This is a genomic window from Mesorhizobium kowhaii (genome assembly GCF_003253745.1).
In the GTDB taxonomy this organism is placed as follows: domain Bacteria; phylum Pseudomonadota; class Alphaproteobacteria; order Rhizobiales; family Rhizobiaceae; genus Mesorhizobium; species Mesorhizobium kowhaii.
Genome location: NZ_MZXV01000013.1, coordinates 1,079,568 through 1,101,851, shown reverse-complemented (window position 1 = coordinate 1,101,851; position 22,284 = coordinate 1,079,568). Strand labels below are relative to the sequence as shown.

Genomic DNA, 22,284 nt, shown 5'->3' with positions numbered 1-22,284 from the left:
ACAAAAAAGGGGTTTGCATGGAAGTTCGCGTTGCCAACGTGCGCAAGGAGTTTGACCGGTTTCCGGCGCTGCATGACGTGTCACTCGATATCAAGTCGGGCGAACTGATCGCGCTGCTGGGGCCGTCCGGTTCCGGCAAGACGACCCTGCTCAGGCTGATCGCCGGGCTGGAGCGGCCGACACGGGGAAAAATCTTCTTCGGCGACGAGGACGCCTCGCAGAAGTCGATCCAGGAGCGCAATGTTGGCTTCGTCTTCCAGCACTATGCGCTGTTCCGGCACATGACGGTCGCCGACAATATCGGTTTCGGCCTCAAGGTCCGGCACGGGCCGTCGCGCCCGCCGGTGCAGGAGATCCGCCGCCGCGCTTCCGAACTGCTCGACCTCGTCCAGCTTTCGGGGCTGGAGAAGCGTTATCCGGCACAGCTCTCCGGTGGCCAGCGCCAGCGCGTGGCGCTGGCGCGCGCCATGGCGATCGAACCCAAGGTGCTGCTGCTCGACGAGCCCTTCGGCGCGCTCGACGCACAGGTGCGCCGGGAATTGCGCCGCTGGCTGCGCGAAATCCATGACGCCACCGGCCACACCACCGTCTTCGTCACCCACGACCAGGAAGAGGCGCTGGAGCTTGCCGACCGCGTCGTGGTGATGAGCCAGGGCCGCATCGAGCAGGTCGGCACCGCCGACGATATCTACGACACGCCGAACTCGCCCTTCGTCTACGGCTTTATCGGTGAATCGAGCTCGCTTCCCGTCAAGGTCGAGAATGGCGAGATCTGGCTCGCCGACCGTCCGATCGGACTTTCCGCGCCCCACGAGCCCTCGGGCGATGCGACGCTGTTCTTCCGCCCGCACGATGTCGAGTTGCTGGACGGCTGCAGTGGCTGCATCGCCGGCACGGTCGCCGCCAGCCGGCGCGTCGCCGGCACGCGGCGGGTGGAGCTTGAGATCGGCGGCGAGCGCCAGCGGGTCGAAATCGAACTGCCGGTCGATCACCCCGCAGCACAGAAAAGCCGGGTGGCCTTCCGCCCCGGTCGGTGGAAGCTTTTCCCGGCCGCCTGATCCACCGCCTCCCCATCGGTTTGGGAAGGATTGGCGCGCACGCAGCGTCATTGTGTCGGCTGGGGCATCGAAAAGACTCATGCCTGGAAGGAGATCCTAACAGCCGGTCGTTTTGGGGATACCTTTTCTCGTGGCAAGGGCATGGAGCCGCAGCGTGTGCCTCGTCGCACACCACGAGCCACCGCTATGGTCCAACCATAAACGCATTGCATCGGAGCCTGTTTTTCATGAAGCGATTTTTCCTTGGCGTTGCCACTGTCGCCGGCCTGTTTCTCGCATCCTCCCAAGCCTGGTCGGCCGACAAACTGCTCAACGCATCCTATGATGTCGGCCGCGAACTGTTCGTCCAGGTCAACAAGGCCTTCATCGCAGGACATCCCGGCGTCACCGTCGACCAGTCGCATGCCGGCACCTCAGCGCAGGCGCGCGCCATCGCCGAAGGCCTTGGCGCCGATGTCGTCACCTTCAACCAGGTCACCGACATCGATTTCCTGGTCAAGAAGGGCCTCGTTTCGACCGACTGGCAGAAGGATTTTCCCAACAACGCCTCGCCCTTCTATTCGCTGCCGTCCTTCCTGGTGCGCGCCGGCAACCCCAAGCACATCAAGGACTGGAACGATCTCGTGCGCGACGGCGTGCAGGTGATATTCCCCAACCCGAAAACCTCGGGCAATGCGCGCTACACCTATCTGGCGGCCACCGCCTACGCCAAGGAAGCCTTCAAGGGCGACGACGCCAAGGTGAAGGAATTCATCACCAAGCTGTTCAACAACGTCCCGATCTTCGATACCGGCGGCCGCGCCGCGACCACCACCTTCGTGCAGCGCGAAATCGGCGACGTGCTGATCACCTTCGAGTCCGAGACGCGCGGCATCCGCAAGGAATATGGCGACGACAAGTTCGAGCAGGTCACGCCCTCGGTCAGCCTGCTCGCCGAATTCCCGGTGGCGATCGTCGACAAGGTGGCCGACGAGCATGGCACGCGCGATCTGGCCAAGACGTATCTCGACTTCCTCTACACGCCTGAAGGTCAGGACATCCTCGCCCAGAACGGCAACCGCGTCCGCGACGCGGCTGTTGCAGCCAAATACAAGGCTCAGTTTCCCGATGTCCGCCTGCTGACGGTGGATGACGTCTTCGGCGGCTGGGACAAGGTGCAGAAGGAGCATTTCGCCGCCGGCGGCCTGCTCGACCAGACCTACGGCAGCCGCTGACAGCAGCAAACATCCGAGGTGAACGAGAAAGCCGGCGCCTTGCCGGCCTTTTCGTTTCGTGCGCCGGCAATCCGGTTTTCAGCGAACCAAAGCATGATCCCGAAAAGTGGAATCCGGTTTTCGGAAGATCATGCTCAGGGCAAGAGGTGGAGCCCCATCCCGATTTCATCGGGATGGAACAGGCTCTATCGGCGACATCCATGCAAAACGTTACAAAGAATCAACGCGTTTGTGCCTAACGTGCCATCTGGCGACTTGTTTTCGCGAAACATCATCGCGCGGCGAAAACGTCATTATTTGCACACAAACAGTCGCCAGATGCGGGTGGTTGGGGCTTCAATGGGTTGATCTGGGCATGCTGACAAAAAAAGGCAAATACGGCCTCAAGGCCCTCGTGCATCTGTCCGGCCTGCCGGCCGGCCAACTGGCCTTTGTCAACGACATCGCGGTTGCCAACAACATCCCGAAGAAATTCCTCGATGCCATCCTGGGCGAGTTGCGCAATGCCGGCTTCGTCCAGAGCCGCAAGGGCAAGGAAGGCGGCTATCGCCTCGCCCGGCCGGCCTCCGAAATCAAGATCGGCCATGTCGTGCGCGTGCTTGACGGACCGCTGGCGCCGATCCCCTGCGCCAGCCGCACGCAATATCAGCGCTGCGAGGACTGTGACGAGGCGACCTGCCAGGTCCGGCACATGATGTTGGAAGTACGCCAGGCGATTGCCGAAGTGCTGGACAACCGCAGCCTCGCCGCCATGCGCGATGCCGACAATGATGATTTTCCGGTCGAACTGACGTCGCAGATTTAGTTCCCGATACGCGGGCTCATGACCCGCGTATCTTGCGGACTGCGGCAGCGACGAGTTCGCCGACCGAGCGCGTCGCATCGAGCGTCAATGCCCGCTCATCCGCGTCCGGCGGCTCGAGGATGGCGAACTGGCTGTCAACCAGGCTCGCCGGCATGAAATGGCCCTTGCGGCTGCCGACACGCCGCCTGGCCGTGGCAGGGTCGATCTCCAGATAGAGGAAGACGATCTCCGAGCAGAAGCCGCTCAGCCGCTCGCGATAGCTGCGCTTCAGCGCCGAGCAGGCGGCGACCACCCCTTGTCCCTGCTCCGCCGACGCCGCGATGCCTTCGCCGATCGCGTCAAGCCAGCCTTCGCGCAGTTTATCGGTGAGCGGCTCGCCGCTGGCCATGCGCGCGACGTTTTCGGGAGGATGCAGCCGGTCGCCCTCGATAAAGGTAACGCCCAGTGCGGCGGCCAGCGCGATGCCGACGGCCGACTTGCCGCAGCCGGCGACGCCCATCACCACAATGGCCGGCACCGAACCGGGAGCGCCCGTTGGCGCCTGTGCTGCCTTTTCGTCCACTGTCAGCGGCTTGCCGGCGCGCGGCCGTAGAGCAACAGCATGGCAACGATGACGACGCCATAGACGATCTGCCGCCCCGCCTCCGGCATCTGCATGACCGACAGGATGGATTGCAGCAGCGTGATCAGGATGACGCCGGCGACGGTGCCGAGATAGGAGCCGCGTCCGCCCAGGATCGAGGTGCCGCCAAGCACCACCGCGGCGATCGACGGTAACAGATAAGCATCGCCCATCGATTGCGCCGCCTTGGAGGCATAGCCGGCCAGAAGCACGCCGCCGAAGGCCGAAAGCCCCCCGGAGATGGCAAAGGCGATCATCACCACGCGCCGCGTGTCGATGCCGGAGAGATAGGCAGCGCGCTCGCGGTTGCCGATGCCGTAGACGGCGCGGCCGAAGCTGGTGCGGGTCAGCACGAAGACCATCGCCGCGCCGATCAGCGCCCAGATGATGACCGCGTTGGGCACGCCTGGAATGGCGAAGCCGGTCGCCAGATAGCGCATCGCGCCGGTCGACGAATCCTGTGGCGAGAAGCCGCCAGTGTAGACCACCATCAGCCCTTGCGCGACGGCGTTGGTGGCCAGCGTGATGATCATCGAGGGGATGCGCAGATAGGCGACACCGATGCCGTTGACCACGCCGATCGCGACGCCGCAGAAAATGCCGAAGGGGATCGCCAACGCGACGCCAGCCGGCCCGAAGGCGGCCACCGCACTGGCCATCATGGCACCCACTGCCACCGACCATGGCACCGACAGGTCGATCTGGCCAAGCAGGATGACCAGCATCATGCCGGTGGCGATGACGCCCAGAAACGAAGCCACCTTGAGTTGCTGCAGCAGATATTCCGGCGACAGGAAGCTTCTGGAGTAGAGGCTGCCGAGGAACAGCAGCAGCACGATGCAGGCAAAGGCCGTGAGCACCGCCGGGTCGGCGCGGCGGATGAATTTCGGCATGCGCCCAGCAATACCACCGATGGTCGTTTCGCTCACAGGAACCACTCCAGCCGGTTGCGGACCCTGAACAGGGCGAAGGCGCCGAGGCTGACGGCGATCAGCAGGATAACGCCCTGGAACAACGGTTGCCAGAGCGGATCGAAATCGAAGACGAAGAGCAGGTCACCGATAGTGCGGAAGGCCAGCGCCCCGAAGATCGCGCCGATGGCGCTGCCCTTGCCGCCGAACAGCGAAACGCCGCCGAGCACGACGGCGGCGATCGAGAACAGCGTATAGGCGTTGCCGCTGGCATAGGCGGCATCGCCGGTATAGGTGAAGAAGGTCAGGAACAGCCCGCCGACCGCGGCAAGCAGCCCTGCCAGTGCGTAGGCGGCGAATTTTCCACGGCGGATCGGCACGCCGGACATGTAGGCCGCCATCTCCGACGAGCCGGCTGCGTAAGCCGCACGACCGAGCACCGAGCGGCTGAACGGCACCCAGACGATCAGCACCACGGCGAGCAACACGATCAGGCTGGCCGGCACCACGCCGAACAGGCGCCCGGTCAGCGCGTCGGCGAGGTCCTCGTTGACCGAGCCACCGGGGAATGGCCTGAGCAGCAGCGCGATGCCAAAGTAGACCGCGCCGGTGGCGATGGTGGCGACGATCGGCTGCAGCCGCCCATAAATCACAATGGCGCCGTTGATCGCGCCGCACAGCAGTCCGGTGCCCAGCACAGCAATAACCCCGAAGGCGGTCTCGATGCCGGAGCCAATCACCAGCCACGAGGCGAGGCAATTGGTCAGCGTGAAGATCATGCCGACGGAAAGGTCGATGCCGGCGGTGATCACCACCAGCGTCTGCGCCATGGCGACGAAGGCCAGCAGCACACCCTTGTTCGAGGCCGTCTGCACGACGTTGGCGGTGAAGCCTGCCGGATGGTTCGAGGTGTAGATCACGAACATGACGACGAAGATGCCGAGCGCCAGCAGCGTTCCGCGCTGTTCGGCCAGCCAGTAGCGCCAATCCTTCACGCGTTTGCTCCTTGGCTCACGGGGCTCTCTTCGCCATGGATGTTGAGCGCGCTGGCGATCAGCGCCCGCTCGGTGATCTCGGCGCCGACCAGCTCGCGCTTGACCGCGCCGTCATAGAGCACCAGCACGCGGTCGCAGCAGCCGATCAGTTCGTCATAGTCGGTCGAATAGAAAAGGATCGCAGCACCCGCATCGGCGAGCTTGCGCATCAGCTGATAGAGTTCCTGCTTGGTGCCGACATCGATGCCGCGCGTCGGATCGTTGAGCAGGATGATGCGCGGCTGGCGCATCAGCCATTTGGCGATGACTACCTTCTGCTGGTTGCCGCCAGACAGCGCCCCAACCGGAATGTCGAGACCGGCCGTCTTGATCGCCAGCAAGCCGACCATGTCGTCGATCAGCCGCTGCTCGGCGGCGCGGTCGATGATGCCGGCTTTGGACAACCGGTCGAGCGCGGCGAAAGAGAGGTTTTCGCGCACCGTCATCGGCAGCATCAACCCTTCCGTCTTGCGATCTTCCGGGATCAGCGCCATGCCGATCCCGTCATGGCGTGCAGCGGCAGGGCTGGCGATCGCGACCGGCTTGCCGTCGATCAGGATCTGACCGGACAGGCCGCGCAGCACGCCGAAGAAGGCAAGCAGCAATTCGCGCTGGCCCTGACCGTCGAGACCGCCAAGACCAACCACCTCGCCTGCGCCAACCGTCAGCGAAACATCGTCCAACCGGTCGGTCCATGAAAGCTGGCGTGCCTCCAACACCGGAACGGCGGCAGCCGAATTGCGCACCGGCTTCGGCGGAAAGATGTGGCTGTATTCGCGCCCAATCATCAGTTCGACGACTTCATTGTCGCTCTTTGTGCCCGCCGCGTAACTGGCGACATTGCGACCGTTGCGAAACACCGTGCACTGGTCGGCCAGTTCGGCGATCTCGTTCATGCGGTGCGAGATATAGAGCAGTGCCAGCCCTTCCGAGCGCAGCCGCTTCAGCACGCCGAAAATCTTGGCGACATCCGTCGCGGTCAGCGCCGAGGTCGCTTCGTCGAGGATCAGGATGCGCGGCTTGCGTGCCAGCGCCTTGGCGATCTCGACCATCTGGCGGCGCGACAATGGCAGGTCCTTGACCAGCGCCAGCGGATGGATGTCTGCGGCGCCCGCGCGCGCCAACGCTTCCTCCGCGATGCGGCGTTGTGCCTTGCGGTCGATCATGCCGAACCGCGTCGGCGGGTCGGAAATGACGATGTTGTCGGCGACGCTGAGCTCGGGAACCAGCGACAGCTCCTGGAAGATGCAGACGATGCCGGCCTGGTTGGCGGCAGCCGGCGAAGCGAACGTCACCTCGCGGCCATCCAGCGTCATGCGGCCTTCGTCGGGCGCGACGACGCCCGCCATCACCTTGATCAGCGTCGATTTGCCGGCGCCGTTTTCGCCGAGGATGGCGTGAATGCTGCCGGATGAGACCGAAAGCTCGGCCTTTTCCAGCGCCCGCACACCACCATAGCGCTTTGATATGCCTTCCATCCGGAAGAGCGGAACCGCACCGTCCATCGGCCCTCCCGAGGCACTTTGACGACTAGGGATATCGGAGTGGTCGGCGCCGCGGGAGATCCCGCGGCGCCGGGTGTGCCGCCTACTGGTCAGCCTTGGTCTGGCCCATGATTTCCTGCGCGGTGAAATTGATACCGCAGGTCGGGAAGGAATTACCGACGAAGAAATTGTCGGACTGATCGGGGAAGAAATCCTGACCTGCCTTGAAGTTCGGATCCTCGACGATCGCGAGCGGCAGCTTGACCGACTGCGGGACGACATTGCCTTCAAGTGCCGAGATCGCCGTCTTGATGGCAACCGCCACCTGGGCCGGGCCGGTACCGGCCGACGAGCATTTCAGCCCGTCCGCTGCATGGGCCGCGCAGAACTTGCGGAAGCCGTTCTCTGTTTCGCCGCCGAACGGTACGAACGGATGCTTGGCGTCGATCATCGCCTGCACGATGCCGGTGTCGCCACCCTGACCGGTGATGCCGACGAACGGACCATTGGTAGCGATCGCGTCAGCCGTGACCTTCTGCGCTGTCGGATCGTCCCACTTGCCGGCGACTTCGGTGACGTCCCATTTCTTGCCCGAAGCGTCGAGAACCTCATGGATGCCATTGTGGCGATCGGTGTCGACCGACGTGCCGGCAACGCCGCGCACTTCAAGAATCTTGCCGCCATCGGGTATATGGCTGATCAGCCATTTGCCCCAAAGTTCGCCGAGGCCCTTCTGATCGACATTGACGTTGATGGCATCCTTGGTATCGAGAATGTTGTCGAAGGCGACCAGTACGACGCCGGCTTCCTTGGCGCGCTTGATGACCGGCGCGAAAGCGGTCGGATTCTGCGCGTTGACGACAATCGCGTCATAGCCGGAATCGATGAAGTTGTTGATCGCCGAAATCTGCGCCGGCACATCCTCGCCGGTCGACACCACCTTGAATTCCTTCAGCTTGGCGGCGACGTCCTTTTGCGCTGCGTAAGCCTTGGCGGTCTGGATCATCTGGATGCGCCAGGTGTTGGCGATATAGCCATTGGCGAGCGCGATCCGATATGGGCCATCTTTTTTGGGAAACTTGAAGAACAGCGTATCTGCGGCCCAGGGCGCGAAGCAGTCCGCCTCGGCGGCTGGTCCCTTCACGACTTCGGGGCCGGCGGCCATTGCGGCCGAGTTGAGCATGACAAATGCAGTGGCGGCAACGATGCCACCCATGAGTGACTTGATCATCGATATTCCTCCCAGTTGCAGTTTTGATTGTTGTTGGCTGCCATGCACTTCACGCGTCCGGCCAGACGCCTCCCGCCTTGCCTGGCCGCGCTTTTTAAGTCGCCAATGCTGACCCGCTGCCCTCCTTTGCCACCTCTCAATCGGAAACAAAAACTATCATATTATACATAATAAACAAGCATAAGCTGTCGCTTATATATAATAAACAGGCCCTGTCTTTTGCCGCGAGTTTCCAAAGTGGGCAATTGGTAGCGCTACCATGACGTCGTGTAAACCGGCATTCACACAGTCGCTTCTGTGTGTTTCAACGGGCGGTGCTCTCGCGGCGCTTGAGTTCGAAACCGAGATCGACGATCCGCTGTTCCGGCCTGTTGCCGGCGATCGCCGCCAGCGCCATGGCGACCGCGCGTCGGCCGATCTCATAGCGGTGGGTGCGGATGCTGGTGATCGAAGGAAACGCCACCTGCATCATGTCGAGGTCGTTGAAGCCGACGATGCCGATCGTCTTCGGCACCGCGATCGAGGCGCGATGGCACTCGAACAACACGCCGAGCGCGATGTCGTCATTGTTGCAGAAGACACCGTCGAGCGTCGGCACCTTGGCCAGCGCGTCGCGGAGCATTTCGCGGCCGAGCGACACGCTCGAAGGCACTGGCGTGGTGGTGACAAGGCGCGGGTCGAACAGGCCGGCGGCCTCCATCGCCGCGCGATAGCCGGCCAGGCGCCGCTGTGAGCGCGGGTCCATGCGCGCGCCGATGAAACCGATGCGGCGGTAGCCCGCCTCGATCAGATGTTCGGTCGCCGTCCTGCCGCCGTCGAAATGCGAGAAGCCGACCATCATGTCGACCGGATCGGGCCCGGTTTCCATGACTTGAACCACCGGGCAGCCGGCGCTCTCCAGCAGTTTTCGCGACGCCGGTGTCTGGTCGATGCCGGCGACGATCAGCGCTGCCGGCCGCTGCGAACCGAACACCTGCAGCAGCCGCTCTTCCTCGAGGCCGGAATAGTGGGTGTTGCCGAGCTGGATGCGGAACGGGCTGGCCGACAAGCTGTCATAGATGCCGCGCACCACCTCGGCAAAGACGTTGTTGGTGAGCGACGGCACCAGCACGCCGAACACCTCGGCGCGCGCCGAGGCCAGGGCCCGTGCATTCGGGTCCGGCACGTAACCGAGTTCGTCAACGGCGGCCTGGATCTGGCGGCGCAACTCTTCCGAGACACGCTCCGGCTCGCGCAAGGCGCGCGACACGGTAATGGCGCCGACGCCAGCCTTGCGCGCGACATCGGCAATGGTTGGGCGGCCGCCGCCCCGGCGCGAGCGCGGCTTGATCAAGGACGTGCTCGCTCGGAAAAGCACCCGCCAAAGCGCGGTCGCGATACGAACGTCCTTGCTGTCGTCATCTCACCGGCCCGCTTTGCCGCACCCACTCATCGTCTGGCGTCGCGCAGCCTGTCGTCCTTGTCAAGCAAAGGGAACCGACCTGACCCGTTCAGGCCATCGCCACAACACTTCGCCTTGCCTTCCACGACAACAACCCGATCGCCAGTATGTTCAGCAAATTCCACGCGATACCGTTGAGGAATGCCGCGGCATAGGAGCCGGTGAGGTCGTAAATCCAGCCCGACATCCAGCCGCCGATCGCCATGCCGAAGATCGTCGCCATCATGACGATGCCGATACGCTGGCCGGCCTCCCTGGCCGGCATGTATTCGCGCACGATGATCGCATAGCAAGGCACGATACCGCCCTGCGACAGGCCGAACACCAGCGAGACGACGTAGAGCGAGGCGAGCCCGTCGAACGGGATGTAGAACAGCAGCGACAGGCACTGCAGCACCGAGCCGATGAGCAGCGTCTTCACGCCGCCGATGCGGTCGGCGAGAAAACCGGACGCCAGCCGGCTGACGACGCCGGCCGCCATCATGATCGACAGCATGTCGGCGCCGTGCGCCATGCCGTAGCCGAGATCCATGCAATAGGCGACGATATGCACCTGCGGCATCGACATCGCCACGCAGCAGCCGAGGCCGGCGACGACCAGCAGCACCTGCAACGCCGCCGGCGACAGCGAAATCGACTGCACCGGCTGGCTTCCCGGCGAACCGGCGGCCGCCGCCGGGGCACCGCGCCGCAATAGCAGCACCAGCGGCACCATGGTCACCAGGCAGAAGATGCCGATTGCGGCATAGGTGAAGCGCCAGCCTCCGCCTTCATCAGCGTCGGCATGATGGTCGGCCAGAATGCTCCAGCAAGGTAGTTGCCGGCGGCCGCTGCCGTCACCGCGACACCGCGCCGGCGATTGAACCAGTGCGAGATATCGGCGATCAGCGGCCCGAAGATCACCGACGTGCCGACACCGATCAGCAACCCTTGAGCCAGGGTGAATTGCAGGATCGAAGTCGACAGCGCCGCGAGCAGGAGGCCAGCGGCGAGCGCAATCGAGGAGAGCAGCGCCGGGATCCAGTAGCCCATACGGTCGATGGCGCGGCCGACCAGCACGTTGCCGGCGGCGAAACCGACCATGGTCGCGGTGTAGGGCATGGACGCCGCGGCGCGATCAACGCCGAACTCTGCCTGCACGGCGGGCAGCACGACGACAACTGCCCACATGCCGACGGCGCCGATCGTCGCCAGCAGCATCGAAATGGCGAGCCGCATCCAGGCATAGGTGCTGTCGATGCCGGGGCTCGGCCGGCTCAAGTCGGTTCGGGTCAAGGCGTTTCCTGTCGGCGGTCTCAAAAATCGGCTGCCGTTTGCGCCACTATCGGCGCATTCGCAGCGCAGAGCAGCGCCACGGCGGGCAAATCCGTGGCTCCAGGGCCAGGGGCGGACATGGGAACCGATGCCAGTGTGCGGAGTTTTCCGGCAAGAACCTGCCCGCTTCGCGAAAGAAAGTGCTCGAGGACGCCAAGGACGAACTGCGCGCCGCCTTCGGACATACAAGGAGAATTAGCCGCGATCCTTTAGCGGCCTACCGCGAACGGATGACGCCGTCGGTGTTGGCCAACAACTTGCGCACCGCGTTGCGCGCCGCATCCGGCCGTTGCAGGCGGATGTTCTTCTCGATCGCTTCATGCAGCTTCTGCGCATGCTGCAAATCATCCAGCTCCCGCGTCGTATAGGCGAACAGATGATCGAAGGCGGATTCTATCAGCACGCCAAGCGGCACCAAAAGGTCGTTGCCGGATGCCCGCAGGATCGCCAGGTGGAAACGCGTGTCGGCACGCGTGCGCTCCTGCAGGCTGGTCGCTTCGCCCATCTCGCGGCAGGCCTGGCTGATCTCGGCCATCTGCTCGTCGGTCCGCCGCATGGCGGCAAAGGCGGTCGCTTCCGGCTCGATGATGTGGCGGAACTCCTGCACGGTCTTCAGGAACACCTCGCGATCCGGTGACGTCGCGTACCAAGCCAGCACATCGCGGTCGAGCAGGTTCCAGCGTTCCTTCGGCTCGACCCAGCTGCCGATCTTGGGGCGCGACGCCAACAGGCTCTTGGCCATCAGCATCTTGATCGCTTCGCGTACCGCCGAACGGCTGACGCTGAAGGTCTCAGACCATTTCGCTTCATTGGGCAGGATGGTGCCGGGCGGATAGTCGCCGCGCACGATCCTGAGACCAATCTCGCTGGCCAGCGAAGCATGGACGCTCGAGCCTGGAATGCGCGCCGCGTCAGGTCGGCGAACGCCGGCCGGACGGTCGCCGGAGGCCGCTTTCGCTGGCGATTTTTCCTTGTTCGGCTTCGCGTCCCGCATGGGCTCCAGAAAGTCCGGATTGAAGGGGCTGTCAAGCGCGGCAAGCGGCTCGGGCGGCAAAGCCGGCCGCTGTGCACAGATCAGCCCCAATTGTTCCTGCGGATCAGGCCTGCGTGACGTATTTGCGCCAGCTATGCTCCGGGCGAAAACCCAGCACGTCCCGCGCCTTGCGGTTCGACAGCAGCGTCTCATATTCACCGAGTTCGGCCTTGACCGGTACGCCCGGATAGAACCGCTTCAAGAGTTCGGCCGTCGGCAGGTCGGACGAAGTGTCGTCATTGGCGGCGTTGAATACCTGATAGCCGAGCCCGTCCTTTTCGATGGCACGCAGCGTGATCTGGCCAAGGTCGCGCGCGTCGACATAGCTCCAGGCGATGCGCTTGCGGAAACCCGGGTCGGCGAACCATTTCGGAAACAGCGAATACTCATGCGGCTCGATGACGTTGCCGATGCGCAGCGCATAGATGTCGATGCCGCTGCGCAGCGCAAACGCGCGAGCCGTCTTCTCGTTGACGACCTTGGACAGTGCGTAGCTGTCCATCGGATCGACATCATAGTCCTCGTCAAGCGGAAAATACTGGGGATCACGCGGCTCGTTGGCGAACACCAGCCCATAGGTCGTTTCGCTGGAGGCGATCACCACCTTGCGGATGCCGAGCTTCACTGCAGCCTCGATGACATTGTAGGTGCCGAGCGCATTGATGCGGAACACCTCGTTGTCGGTGGTGATCATGATGCGCGGGATGGCGGCGAAATGCACCACGGCATCGACCGGCTGGGGGCGCAGCGACGGGTCGAATTCATGCAAACCTATATAGCTCGACAGCGCGTTGAACACCTGCCCGCTGTCGGTGATGTCGGTGATCAGCGTGCGCACCTTGGGGTTGTCGAGCGGCTTGGTGTCGATGTTGAGCACCTGGCAGCCCTGCTCCACCAGATACTGCACGACATGGCGTCCGGCCTTGCCGCTGCCGCCGGTGAACATGATCCGCTTCGTCATTTTGCTCTCCACATCCTCTGGGATTTATGTGTATTGTCAGACAATATTGCGATCCGCAACCACCCTCGCCTGCAAAACGGCAGCGCTGATCATCAATCATTGCAACAGGACTTGAAGACATGAACACGACTGCCGCGAGCGAAAAGATCGGCTTCATCGGCCTTGGTCTGATGGGGCACGGGATCGCCAAGAACATCGTCGACAAGGGCTACTGCCTGACCTTTCTCGGCCGCAAGAACCGCAAGCCGGCGGAAGACCTGCTTGGCCGCGGTGCCGCGGAAGCGTCGACCTCGCGCGAGGTCGCGGCGGCATCGGACATCGTCTTCATCTGCGTCACCGGTTCGCGCGAAGTCGAAGCCATCATTCGCGGCCCCGGCGGCCTCAAGGAGGGCTTGAAAAAGGGCTCGGTCGTCGTCGACTGCTCGACCTCAGATCCGGTCTCGACCATTGCACTGGCGGCCGAACTCAAGGCCCTCGGCATCGACTATGTCGATGCGCCGCTGAGCCGCACGCCGAAGGAGGCCTGGGAAGGCACGCTCGACGCCATGGTCGGCGCGCCGGACGCCGTCTTTGCCCGGCTGAAGCCGGTGCTCGAAACCTGGGCCGGCCGCATCGTCCATATCGGCGACACCGGCGACGGCCACCGCATGAAACTGCTCAACAACTTCATCTCGCTCGGCTACGCCGCGATCTATTCCGAGGCGCTGGCATTGGCGCAGAAGGTCGGCATCTCGCCGCCGCGCTTCGACAGCGTCATCCGCAACGGCCGCATGGATTGCGGCTTCTACCAGACCTTCATGCGCTGGACGCTGGAGGGCGACCGCGACGCCCACAAATTCTCCATCGCCAACGCCTTCAAGGACCTGACCTATCTGGAATCGATGGCGGGTGCCGCCGGCATCGCCAACCCGCTCGGCAACGCCACCAAGAACTCTTTCGCCGGCGCCTTTGCCACCGGTCCAGCCGAGCAATTCGTGCCGATGCTGGCCACCCATATCGGCAAGGTCAACGGTGTCGACCTGATGCCGATGAAGGACGGCAAGAAACAGACGATTTGAGGTGAGAAGCGGTCCGCGCAGCGGACGAAAAGCCAATTGCTTGGCTTTTCGAGTTTCGAACGCCCTGAGCCTGCGAAGGGCCGCCGGAGGCTATGCGCAGAAAATGCGCCGGTCACCGCCTTGAACGCCCGATTCCTTCATCGGTGTTTTCAAGCAGCTTGTGCACGGCGTTGCGCGCGGCTGCCGGACGCCGCAGGCGGATGTTCTTCTCGATCGCCTCATGCAGCTTCTGTGCCTGCCGCTGATCACCAACCCGCTGCGTCGTGAAGTCGAAGAGATGGTCGAGTGCCGATTCGATCAGCACGCCGAGCGGCACCAGCAGATCGTTGCCGGAGGCGCGCAGAATGGCGAGATGGAAGCGCGTGTCGGCGCGGATACGCTCCTGCAGGCTCAAGGCATCGCCCATCTCACGGCAGGCCTGGCTGATCTCGGCCATCTGCTCGTCGCTGCGCCGCATGGCGGCAAAGGCCGACGCCTCCGGCTCGATGATGTGGCGAAACTCCTGCACGGTGCGCAGGAACGCCTCGCGGTCGGGCGCCGTCGCGTACCAGGCCAGAACGTCTCGGTCGAGCAGGTTCCAGCGCTCTTTCGGCTCGACCCAGCTGCCGATCTTGGGGCGGGAAGCCAGCAGGCTCTTGGCCATCAGCATCTTGATGGCTTCGCGCACTGCTGACCGGCTGACATTGAAGATCTCAGCCCACTTGGCCTCGTTGGGCAGGATGGTGCCCGGCGGATAGTCGCCGCGCACGATCCTGAGACCAATCTCGCTGGCCAGCGAGACATGGACGCTCGCTCCCGGAAAGTGCGCTGCACCAGCCCTGCGCATGACAGCCGGACGGCGGCCGGCTTGTGCCGTGGCCTGGTCGGCTCGCTTCTTTGACTTTTCGTCCGGCATCCACGTTCCAATGCGTCGGCCGTCTGTCGTCCGGATTGATCCGAACCTGCACGGCGCGCCGATCTCGTTGCCGAAAATTCCAGACATGGGCGCGTCAAAGCCGGAGCCGGTTGCCCCAACCACAGCGTCCCGTTCATGAATTGACGGGGCGCCCGTTACCGAGCGCCCCGAAATCGAGAACCTACTTCTGGATGCAGGTGTCGACCGTGTCCTTGGTGCATTCGTCGAGACCGGTGAACACCGGATCGGCGACGGCCTTGCCTTCGATCAGGTCGATCATCACCGATGGCGCCTTGTAGCCCATTTCGAACGGCCGCTGACCGACCAGAGCCGTCACCAGGCCATCCCTGGCAATCGCCACCTCGTCGCCGATCGTGTCGGCGGCACCGATGACGAAGTCGTTGCTGGCTATCCGGTCCTTGAGCGGCCCGAACAGATCGCGATAGGGCTGCGGGGCGCCGAACAGCGGCCAGCCGCCCATGATGCCGAACGCATCCAGCTTGGGGTTGGCGGCGAGGATGTCGGTCATCGCCTGCACCCCCTTGGCGCCGTCGTCATTGGTGAACACCGGGCAGCCGGCGACTTCGGTCCAGCCACCTTCGCCGGCAAGTGCGGCGAGGCCTTCCTTGCCCGACAGCGCGTCACGCATGCCTTGCGCGCGGCGCAGGATGTTGTCGGCCGCCGGATTGCCCTCGATGGTGCAGATCGTGCCGCCATTCGGCTTGCCCTTCTTGATGTACTCACCGATCTTGTGACCCATCAGGTAGTTGTCGGTGCCGAGATAGGTCTTGCGCAGCGCCGCATCTTCCTTGCTGAGGTCGGCATCGACCGTCATGATCGGGATCGTGGGATTGGCGGTCTTGATCGTCTGCGCGATCAGCGGCGCGTTGGACGGCGAAATCGCCATCGCCACGGTGTCGGCCTTGCTCAGCATGTCCTGAACGATCTGCGCCTCGCCGGCCTCGTCCGAAGTCGACGCCGGACCGGTGTAGAAGCACTCATATTCCGAGCTGGCGTTTTCCTTGTTCCATTTCTCGCAGCCCTGGTGGATGGCTTCGAAGAACGGATTGTCGAGACCTTTCACGACGATGACGAGCTGTTTCTTGGCCAAAGCCGGCCCGGCGCCAAGCGCCATCATGGCGGCGGCAGCGAGCAAAAGTGATTTCCTCATGTCAGTCCTCCCTTGAAACAGACGGACACGGCGTGCCCGCCACACAAATCGACCGGATGCGTGATGACCGAGCTTCGTTTCGCGAGCGCTCGTGTCGCCAATACAGGTCGATAAGCATTTCCAGATGCGGCTTTGGACCGGCTCGAACACACGGGTGCCGCCAGAACCTCGACCGATAAACCTCCGCCGATTCCACCCGGCGAACGCCAGCAGGGATCGGCATAATCTCCTCCGACGCTTAGCTAATATCGGCTCGCCGCCAACGTCAATGCTATTTGTCCTACAAAACGGATTTTTAAAATAACCCGGCTTCAATTCGTCCGACAATTGATTGACGCGCGCCGGCTTTTGCGTAAAAGAACGCTAACGCTGGTTCCGGGAGGAGCTGGGGAGAGCGAGGCCTAAGTAGCGCCGGCATTCACGCCGGGAACAGCGGCAGGTAGCAAAAACGGGGAGGCAAGAAGGCTGGTGGCGGTTCTCGAACTCACCAATATCTCGAAGCATTTCGGCGCCATTCAGGCGGTCAACGACGTGTCGCTGTCGATCGAGCCCGGCCAGGTGGTCGGCCTGATGGGCGACAACGGCGCCGGCAAATCGACGCTGGTCAAGATGATCGCCGGCAATTTCCGCCCGAGCCACGGCAGCATGCAGATGGACGGCAAGGATCTGGTGCTGCACAAGCCGGTCGAGGCGCGCCAGCACGGCATCGAGATCGTCCACCAGGATCTGGCGCTCTGCAACAATCTGACCGCGGCGGCGAATGTCTATCTCGGCCGTGAATTGCGCCGCGGCGTCGGTCCGTTCCGCATTCTCGACTACGCCTCGATGTACAAGCGCGCCGGCCAGATCTTCGCCGAACTCAAATCCGAGACCCGTCCGCGCGACCTCGTCAAGCAGATGTCGGGCGGCCAGCGCCAGGCGGTGGCGATCGCCCGCACCATGCTGTCGCAAGCCAAGATCGTGCTGATGGACGAGCCGACGGCGGCGATCTCCGTGCGCCAGGTCGCCGAAGTGCTGAACCTGATCCGCCATTTGCGCGACCAGGGCATCGCGGTCGTGCTGATCAGCCACCGCATGCCCGACGTCTTCACCGTCGCCGACCGAGTCATCGTCATGCGGCGCGGCCGCAAGGTCGCCGACAAGACGATTGCGTCGAGCTCACCCGAGGAAGTCACCGGGCTGATCACCGGCGCCATCGAACAGGTATGATTTCAAGCGTTTTCACCATGGCAGCAGATGAAGGCCGACGATGGCACTGACAATTGACCAGCCGATCGAACACAAACAGCAATCTCTGCCGGCAAGGCTGTTTGCCAGCCAGACCTTCTGGGTGGTGATCGCGGTTATCCTCGCCTGCCTGTTCCTGTCGTTTGCCACCGACGCCTTCGCGACATCGAAAAACCTCTACAACATCACCCGCAACATCACCTTCGTCGCCATCATCGCGCTCGGCATGACCTTCGTCATCATCACCGGCGGCATCGACCTGTCGGTCGGCTCGGTGCTGTGCCTGTCGTCGATGGTGCTGGCCGTCACCATGCATGCCGGCTACTCGATCGAGGTCGGCATCATCGCCTCGATCGCCACCGCGCTGGCCATCGGCGCCTTCAACGGCATCCTGATCGCCTATCTCGGCTTTCCACCCTTCGTGGTGACGCTCGGCATGCTGTCGATCGCCCGCAGCCTGGCGATGGTCGCTTCCAACAACACCGTTGTCTTCCAGTTCGGCCCTGACCACGCCAAGCTTCTGGCGCTGGGCGGCGGCGCCTGGGTGTTCGGCATCGCCAATCCGGTGCTCTACATGATCCTTTTGGCGCTGATCACCGGCTTCATCCTGCGCTGGACCAAGTTCGGCCGGCACATCTTCGCCATCGGCGGCAATGAGCATGCGGCGACGCTGACCGGCGTGCCGGTGCGCCAGATCAAGGTCACCGTCTATATGATCTCGGCGCTGTCGGCGGGCATTGCCGGTGTCATCGAAACCGGCTGGCTGGGCGCCGTCACCACCAACATCGGCACCGGCATGGAGTTACAGGTCATCGCCGCCACCGTCATCGGCGGCGCCAACCTTGCCGGCGGCGTCGGCACCGCCTTCGGCGCCATCGTCGGCGCGGCGCTGATCGAGGTGATCCGCAACAGCCTCGGCCTGCTCGGCATCAATGCGTTCTGGCAAGGCGTGTTCATCGGCGGCGCCATCCTGCTTGCGGTGCTGTTCGACCGCATCCGCAATTTCCGCCGTAGCGATTAGGACCATGATCCCGAAAAGTGGAAACCGGTTTTCTCGGACAAACGGAAACCGTTTGTCCAGAGATCATGGTCAAGCAAAAGACAGCCTGATGGCAAACTCGCTGTTCAGCCTCGAGGGCCGGCTGGCCTTGGTGACTGGCTCCGGCCAGGGCATCGGCTTTGCCCTGGCGCGCGGCCTGGCTGAGCACGGCGCGAGCGTCGTGCTGAACGGCCGCGATGCCGCCAGGATCGGCAGCGCCGTCGACAAGCTGCGCGATGCCGGCTTCAAGGCGCATGCCTCGACCTTCGACGTCACCGATTTCCAAGCGGTCGACGCGGACGTCGCCCGCATCGAGGCCGAGATCGGCGCCATCGACATCCTCATCAACAATGCCGGCGTGCAGTTCCGCGCCCCGCTCGAGGACTTTCCCGAGGAGCAATGGGAGCGGCTGTTCAAGACCAATGTGTCGGGGGCCTTTCATGCAGGCAAGGCGGTCGCCCGCCACATGATCACGCGCGGCATGGGCAAAATCATCAACATCGGCTCGGTGCAGAGCGAACTCGCAAGACCGAACATCGCGCCCTACACCGCAACCAAGGGCGCGATCAGGAACCTGACGAGGGGCATGTGCGCCGACTGGGCGAAGTACGGCCTGCAGATCAATGCGATCGCACCCGGCTACTTCCGCACCGAGATGAACCAGGCGCTGGTCGACAATCCCGAATTTTCCGCCTGGCTGGAAAAGCGCACGCCGGCCGGGCGCTGGGGCAATGTCTCCGAACTTATCGGCGCCGCGGTCTTTCTAGCCTCCGACGCATCGTCCTTCGTCAACGGGCATACGCTGTATGTCGACGGTGGCATGACGGCTTCAGTTTGAGGGCTCGGCGTTCTCCACCGCTATTCGTTCCAGTACCTATCGCTTAGTCTGAAAATCCACCGCCAAGGCACATCGCAGAAGGCTCCAGCCGCCCTGCACCTTGACGCGGCCCCGAACTCCGCCGCACAATCCCCCTGCAGGCGAAGGGAGGCCAGTCGTCTGCGGGAGGAAACACCCATGACGGAAGCGATCAGGCTCTACTGGGGCCGGTTCGGACATGTTTCTGTCCTGAATGTCGCAAGCGACTTCGTCACCCATGCCCATGTCGAAGCACATTTGATCATCTGGCTGGAAGGCACGGCCGGCGAGATGACCATCGGCCGCGAGATGGTACGGCTTGGACCGCGCACCGCCGCCGGCATCAACTCCTTCCAGCCGCACAGCCATGTCCTGTCGCAGAACGGCACGCCGGGCCTGTTCCTCGCGTTCTACATCGATCCCGACTGGGCGCGGCGGCGCCGCGACTTGCCCTCGTCCGCGCCGCTGTTCTCGCAGGCCACGATCACGCTGGAGCCCTGGCTGCACCAGGCTGCCGCCAGTCTGCTCGACCATCTCAGCGACAATGAAAGCGTGGACGATGTCGCCCACTACGAGATCGAGCGTTTCATCGACAGCGTGCTCGACGCCGCCGACGCTTCGGCGCCGCAGGAAGCGCGCGTCCGCATAAACACCATGCAGGATTTCCGCGTCCGCAAGGCAATCCAACTGATGAAGGCCAATGTCTGCGAGCGCATCTGCTTCGACGACGTGGCGCGCGCCGTCGGCCTGTCGCGGCCGCATTTCTTTGCCCTGTTCAAGGAACAGACCAATCTGACCCCCAATGTCTACTGGAACACGCTGCGCATGGAGGAAGCGGTACGGCAGTTGCAGTGGTCGCAGGAGCCGCTGATCTCGGTTGCCTGCAATCTCGGCTTCACCACGCAAGGCAATTTCTCGCGCTTCTTCCGCGACCATGTCGGCGTGCCGCCGACGCTCTACCGCGAAGCGGCGCGGATGATCGCCTGAGCCAACCGGCCGCTACTCTTTTTCAGACCCTTTTTCAGACTCCTTGATACGGGCTCAAGACGCATTGATAAGCGTCCCTGACATGGCCGCCCTATCCTTGCCCAACTGCCGCATTTGCAAGGGAACATTTGATATGGCGAACGTCACCATCTCCAGCGTCATCGACGCACCGGTCGAAAAGGTCTGGGCGCGGATACGCGACTTCAACGGCCTGCCGAGCTGGCACCCGCGCATGGTGGAAAGCCATATCGAGGACGGCAAGGACGCCTCAACGATCGGCTGCGTGCGCAATTTCCAGCTCGCCAGCGGCGCCCGCATTCGCGAAAAGCTGCTCGACTTCTCCGATCCGAATTTCCTCGTCAGCTACTCCATCCTGGAGACGCCGCAGCCGCTCACCAACCACAAGGCGACGCTGCAGCTCAGGCGCGTGACCGATGGCGACCGAACCTATGCCGAATGGACCGCCAGCTTCGACGCCGCACCCGAGGAAGCGGGCAAGCTTGCCGAGGGCATGGGCGCCAATGTCTTCCAGGGCGGCTTCAATGCCTTGAAGAGCCATTTCGCCGGCCAGAGCTGAGCCGCAGCGCGGGAGCATGCCATGGCACTAGCACTGCAGACTTTTGCAACGGTGAAGGACGCCAACACAGCGCTGAAATCCCAGGGCAGCCGCTATCTCGGTGGCGGGACGCTGGTCGTGCGCGCCGCCAATGAAGGCGATGTTTCGGTCTCCAGCCTTGTCCGTTCGACCGATCCAGCCTTGTCATCCATCGCTGTCACCGACGGCAAGGTCCGCATCGGCGCTTCTGTGACGATGGCGGCAATCGCGCGTCATCCGGACCTCAGCTCCCTCGCCCGCGCCGCCCGCGCCGTCGGCGGTCCGGCGGTCCGCAACATGGCCACCGTCGGCGGCAATCTGTTCGCCCCGGCGCCTTATGGCGATTTCGCCGTTGCCTTGCTGGCGCTCGACGCGACAGTCAGCACCGATGATGGCGAAGCGCCGATCGAGACCTTTCTGACCGGGCGCGACAGCAACCGCGCCATCGTCACTACGGTCGGTTTCGTGCTCCCGCCACAAGGCGACTTTCGCTTCCTGAAAGTCTCGCGGGTCAAGCCCAAGGGGGTCTCGGTGCTCAGCATCGCCGCCGTGCTTGAGCTGGCTGGCGACGGCACTGTGTCCGCGGCGCGGATCGCGCTTGGCTGCATGGCTGATCGGCCAACGCGCGCCAGGGCGGCGGAAAAAGCTCTGATCGGCCGGCGCCTGACCAAGGACGGCATCGCTCCGGCGCTGGCTGCCGCGGGTGAAGGCACCTCGCCCATCACCGATCCGATCGCCAGCGCCTGGTATCGCGCTGAAGTTCTGCCGGTCCATCTCGGCCGGCTGCTGCTGACCTGAAAACACCCGTTGGGGGGCGCGCGTCTGTCCGATCAATCGGGCAGGCGCGCAAGGAGGAAACATGGCAAAGGTCCCGGTCCAGTTCACGCTCAACGGTTCTGAAAAGGCCGAATTCATCGACAGCGGCACGACGCTGCTTCACGCGCTGCGCGACAAGATCGGCGACACCTCACCGAAAGGCGGCTGCCATCAAGGCACCTGCGGCGCCTGTTCGGTCATCATCGACGGCGAGCTCCGGCTGTCCTGCCTGACGCTGGCCGAGACCTGCAACGGGGCTGCCATCAGCACGACGTCGGGGCTTTCGGAGGGCGGCGTTCTGCACCCCCTGCAGCGCGCCTTCCTCGACACCTTTGCCACGCAGTGCGGCTTCTGCACGCCGGGCATGATCATGGCAGCCAAGATGCTGCTCGACCATACGCCCAACCCCAGCCGCGACGAGGTGGTCGAGGCGCTGTCGGGCAATATCTGCCGCTGCACCGGCTACGAGCCGATCATCCAGGCGGTGCTCACCGCCGCCCGTTCCAACTCGCAGAACGCGGCCTGAGGGAAG

At 63.6% G+C, this 22,284-nt stretch carries 21 protein-coding genes and 1 pseudogene; 11 read left to right on the top strand and 11 right to left on the bottom strand.

Annotation, left to right across the window (positions count from 1 at the left end):
* Positions 1-17: 17 nt before the first annotated feature.
* The 3 genes from B5V02_RS08025 (at position 18) to B5V02_RS08015 (ending at position 3,077) form a co-directional block, all read left to right on the top strand.
* A complete protein-coding gene (locus tag B5V02_RS08025) occupies positions 18-1,058 on the top strand; it encodes a sulfate/molybdate ABC transporter ATP-binding protein (protein WP_111543576.1) in 1,041 nt (346 codons plus the stop codon).
* A gap of 227 nt (positions 1,059-1,285) precedes the next feature.
* The gene (locus B5V02_RS08020) at positions 1,286-2,272 is read left to right on the top strand and encodes a sulfate ABC transporter substrate-binding protein (protein WP_111543575.1); all 987 of its coding nucleotides are present in this window, start codon (positions 1,286-1,288) and stop codon (positions 2,270-2,272) included.
* A 355-nt stretch (positions 2,273-2,627) separates the two neighbouring features.
* The gene (locus B5V02_RS08015) at positions 2,628-3,077 is read left to right on the top strand and encodes an RrF2 family transcriptional regulator (protein ID WP_013530871.1); all 450 of its coding nucleotides are present in this window, start codon (positions 2,628-2,630) and stop codon (positions 3,075-3,077) included.
* Between the two features lie 16 nt (positions 3,078-3,093).
* On the opposite strand, the gene B5V02_RS08010 is transcribed toward B5V02_RS08015, so the two are convergent.
* The 9 genes and pseudogenes from B5V02_RS08010 to B5V02_RS07965 all read right to left on the bottom strand — a co-directional run bounded on the left by B5V02_RS08010 (position 3,094) and on the right by B5V02_RS07965 (position 13,108).
* A complete protein-coding gene (locus B5V02_RS08010) occupies positions 3,094-3,639 on the bottom strand; it encodes a gluconokinase (protein ID WP_111543574.1) in 546 nt (181 codons plus the stop codon).
* Between the two features lie 2 nt (positions 3,640-3,641).
* Positions 3,642-4,628: an ABC transporter permease gene (locus tag B5V02_RS08005; protein ID WP_111543573.1), complete on the bottom strand. Its 987-nt coding sequence runs from the start codon at positions 4,626-4,628 to the stop codon at positions 3,642-3,644.
* Positions 4,625-5,605, bottom strand: coding sequence for an ABC transporter permease (locus B5V02_RS08000; RefSeq protein WP_111543572.1), 981 nt, complete (start codon positions 5,603-5,605; stop codon positions 4,625-4,627). The genes B5V02_RS08005 and B5V02_RS08000 overlap by 4 nt, the downstream gene beginning before the upstream one ends.
* On the bottom strand, positions 5,602-7,149 hold the full coding sequence (locus B5V02_RS07995; RefSeq protein ID WP_111543571.1) for a sugar ABC transporter ATP-binding protein: 1,548 nt from the start codon (positions 7,147-7,149) through the stop codon (positions 5,602-5,604). Before B5V02_RS07995 ends, B5V02_RS08000 begins: the two co-directional genes overlap by 4 nt.
* Before the next feature lie 82 nt (positions 7,150-7,231).
* Positions 7,232-8,359: a sugar ABC transporter substrate-binding protein gene (locus B5V02_RS07990; RefSeq protein ID WP_111543570.1), complete on the bottom strand. Its 1,128-nt coding sequence runs from the start codon at positions 8,357-8,359 to the stop codon at positions 7,232-7,234.
* 304 nt (positions 8,360-8,663) lie between these two features.
* Positions 8,664-9,692, bottom strand: a complete 1,029-nt coding sequence (gene gntR, locus B5V02_RS07985; RefSeq protein WP_111543569.1) for an HTH-type transcriptional regulator GntR — start codon at positions 9,690-9,692, stop codon at positions 8,664-8,666.
* 157 nt (positions 9,693-9,849) lie between these two features.
* Positions 9,850-11,075: pseudogene (locus B5V02_RS07980) on the bottom strand (MFS transporter).
* A 256-nt stretch (positions 11,076-11,331) separates the two neighbouring features.
* Positions 11,332-12,108 carry a FadR/GntR family transcriptional regulator gene (locus B5V02_RS07970; RefSeq protein ID WP_111543824.1) on the bottom strand — a complete coding sequence of 259 codons (777 nt, stop codon included), beginning with the start codon at positions 12,106-12,108 and terminating at the stop codon, positions 11,332-11,334.
* 103 nt (positions 12,109-12,211) lie between these two features.
* Complete coding sequence (locus B5V02_RS07965) at positions 12,212-13,108, bottom strand: NAD-dependent epimerase/dehydratase family protein (RefSeq protein WP_111543823.1); 897 nt, start codon at positions 13,106-13,108, stop codon at positions 12,212-12,214.
* A 119-nt stretch (positions 13,109-13,227) separates the two neighbouring features.
* Between B5V02_RS07965 and B5V02_RS07960 the strand changes: the two genes are divergently transcribed.
* A complete protein-coding gene (locus B5V02_RS07960; protein ID WP_111543568.1) occupies positions 13,228-14,166 on the top strand; it encodes an NAD(P)-dependent oxidoreductase in 939 nt (312 codons plus the stop codon).
* Between the two features lie 112 nt (positions 14,167-14,278).
* Here B5V02_RS07960 and B5V02_RS07955 read toward each other — a convergent pair whose 3' ends face one another.
* Positions 14,279-15,061, bottom strand: coding sequence for a FadR/GntR family transcriptional regulator (locus B5V02_RS07955; protein ID WP_111543567.1), 783 nt, complete (start codon positions 15,059-15,061; stop codon positions 14,279-14,281).
* 181 nt (positions 15,062-15,242) lie between these two features.
* Complete coding sequence (locus tag B5V02_RS07950; protein WP_111543566.1) at positions 15,243-16,232, bottom strand: sugar-binding protein; 990 nt, start codon at positions 16,230-16,232, stop codon at positions 15,243-15,245.
* A 468-nt stretch (positions 16,233-16,700) separates the two neighbouring features.
* On the opposite strand from B5V02_RS07950, the gene B5V02_RS07945 reads away from it, so the two are divergent.
* The 7 genes from B5V02_RS07945 (at position 16,701) to B5V02_RS07915 (ending at position 22,278) form a co-directional block, all read left to right on the top strand.
* On the top strand, positions 16,701-17,441 hold the full coding sequence (locus tag B5V02_RS07945) for an ATP-binding cassette domain-containing protein (RefSeq protein WP_111543565.1): 741 nt from the start codon (positions 16,701-16,703) through the stop codon (positions 17,439-17,441).
* A gap of 40 nt (positions 17,442-17,481) precedes the next feature.
* Positions 17,482-18,480 (top strand): ABC transporter permease, encoded by a 999-nt coding sequence (locus B5V02_RS07940; RefSeq protein ID WP_111543564.1) that lies wholly within the window; start codon positions 17,482-17,484, stop codon positions 18,478-18,480.
* 88 nt (positions 18,481-18,568) lie between these two features.
* Positions 18,569-19,336 (top strand): SDR family oxidoreductase, encoded by a 768-nt coding sequence (locus B5V02_RS07935; protein ID WP_111543563.1) that lies wholly within the window; start codon positions 18,569-18,571, stop codon positions 19,334-19,336.
* Positions 19,337-19,513: 177 nt separating this feature from the next.
* Complete coding sequence (locus B5V02_RS07930; RefSeq protein WP_111543562.1) at positions 19,514-20,341, top strand: AraC family transcriptional regulator; 828 nt, start codon at positions 19,514-19,516, stop codon at positions 20,339-20,341.
* A 133-nt stretch (positions 20,342-20,474) separates the two neighbouring features.
* A complete protein-coding gene (locus B5V02_RS07925; RefSeq protein ID WP_111543561.1) occupies positions 20,475-20,918 on the top strand; it encodes an SRPBCC family protein in 444 nt (147 codons plus the stop codon).
* A 21-nt stretch (positions 20,919-20,939) separates the two neighbouring features.
* Positions 20,940-21,734, top strand: a complete 795-nt coding sequence (locus B5V02_RS07920; protein WP_111543560.1) for an FAD binding domain-containing protein — start codon at positions 20,940-20,942, stop codon at positions 21,732-21,734.
* Positions 21,735-21,795: 61 nt separating this feature from the next.
* Positions 21,796-22,278, top strand: coding sequence for a (2Fe-2S)-binding protein (locus B5V02_RS07915; protein ID WP_111543559.1), 483 nt, complete (start codon positions 21,796-21,798; stop codon positions 22,276-22,278).
* Positions 22,279-22,284: the final 6 nt, after the last annotated feature.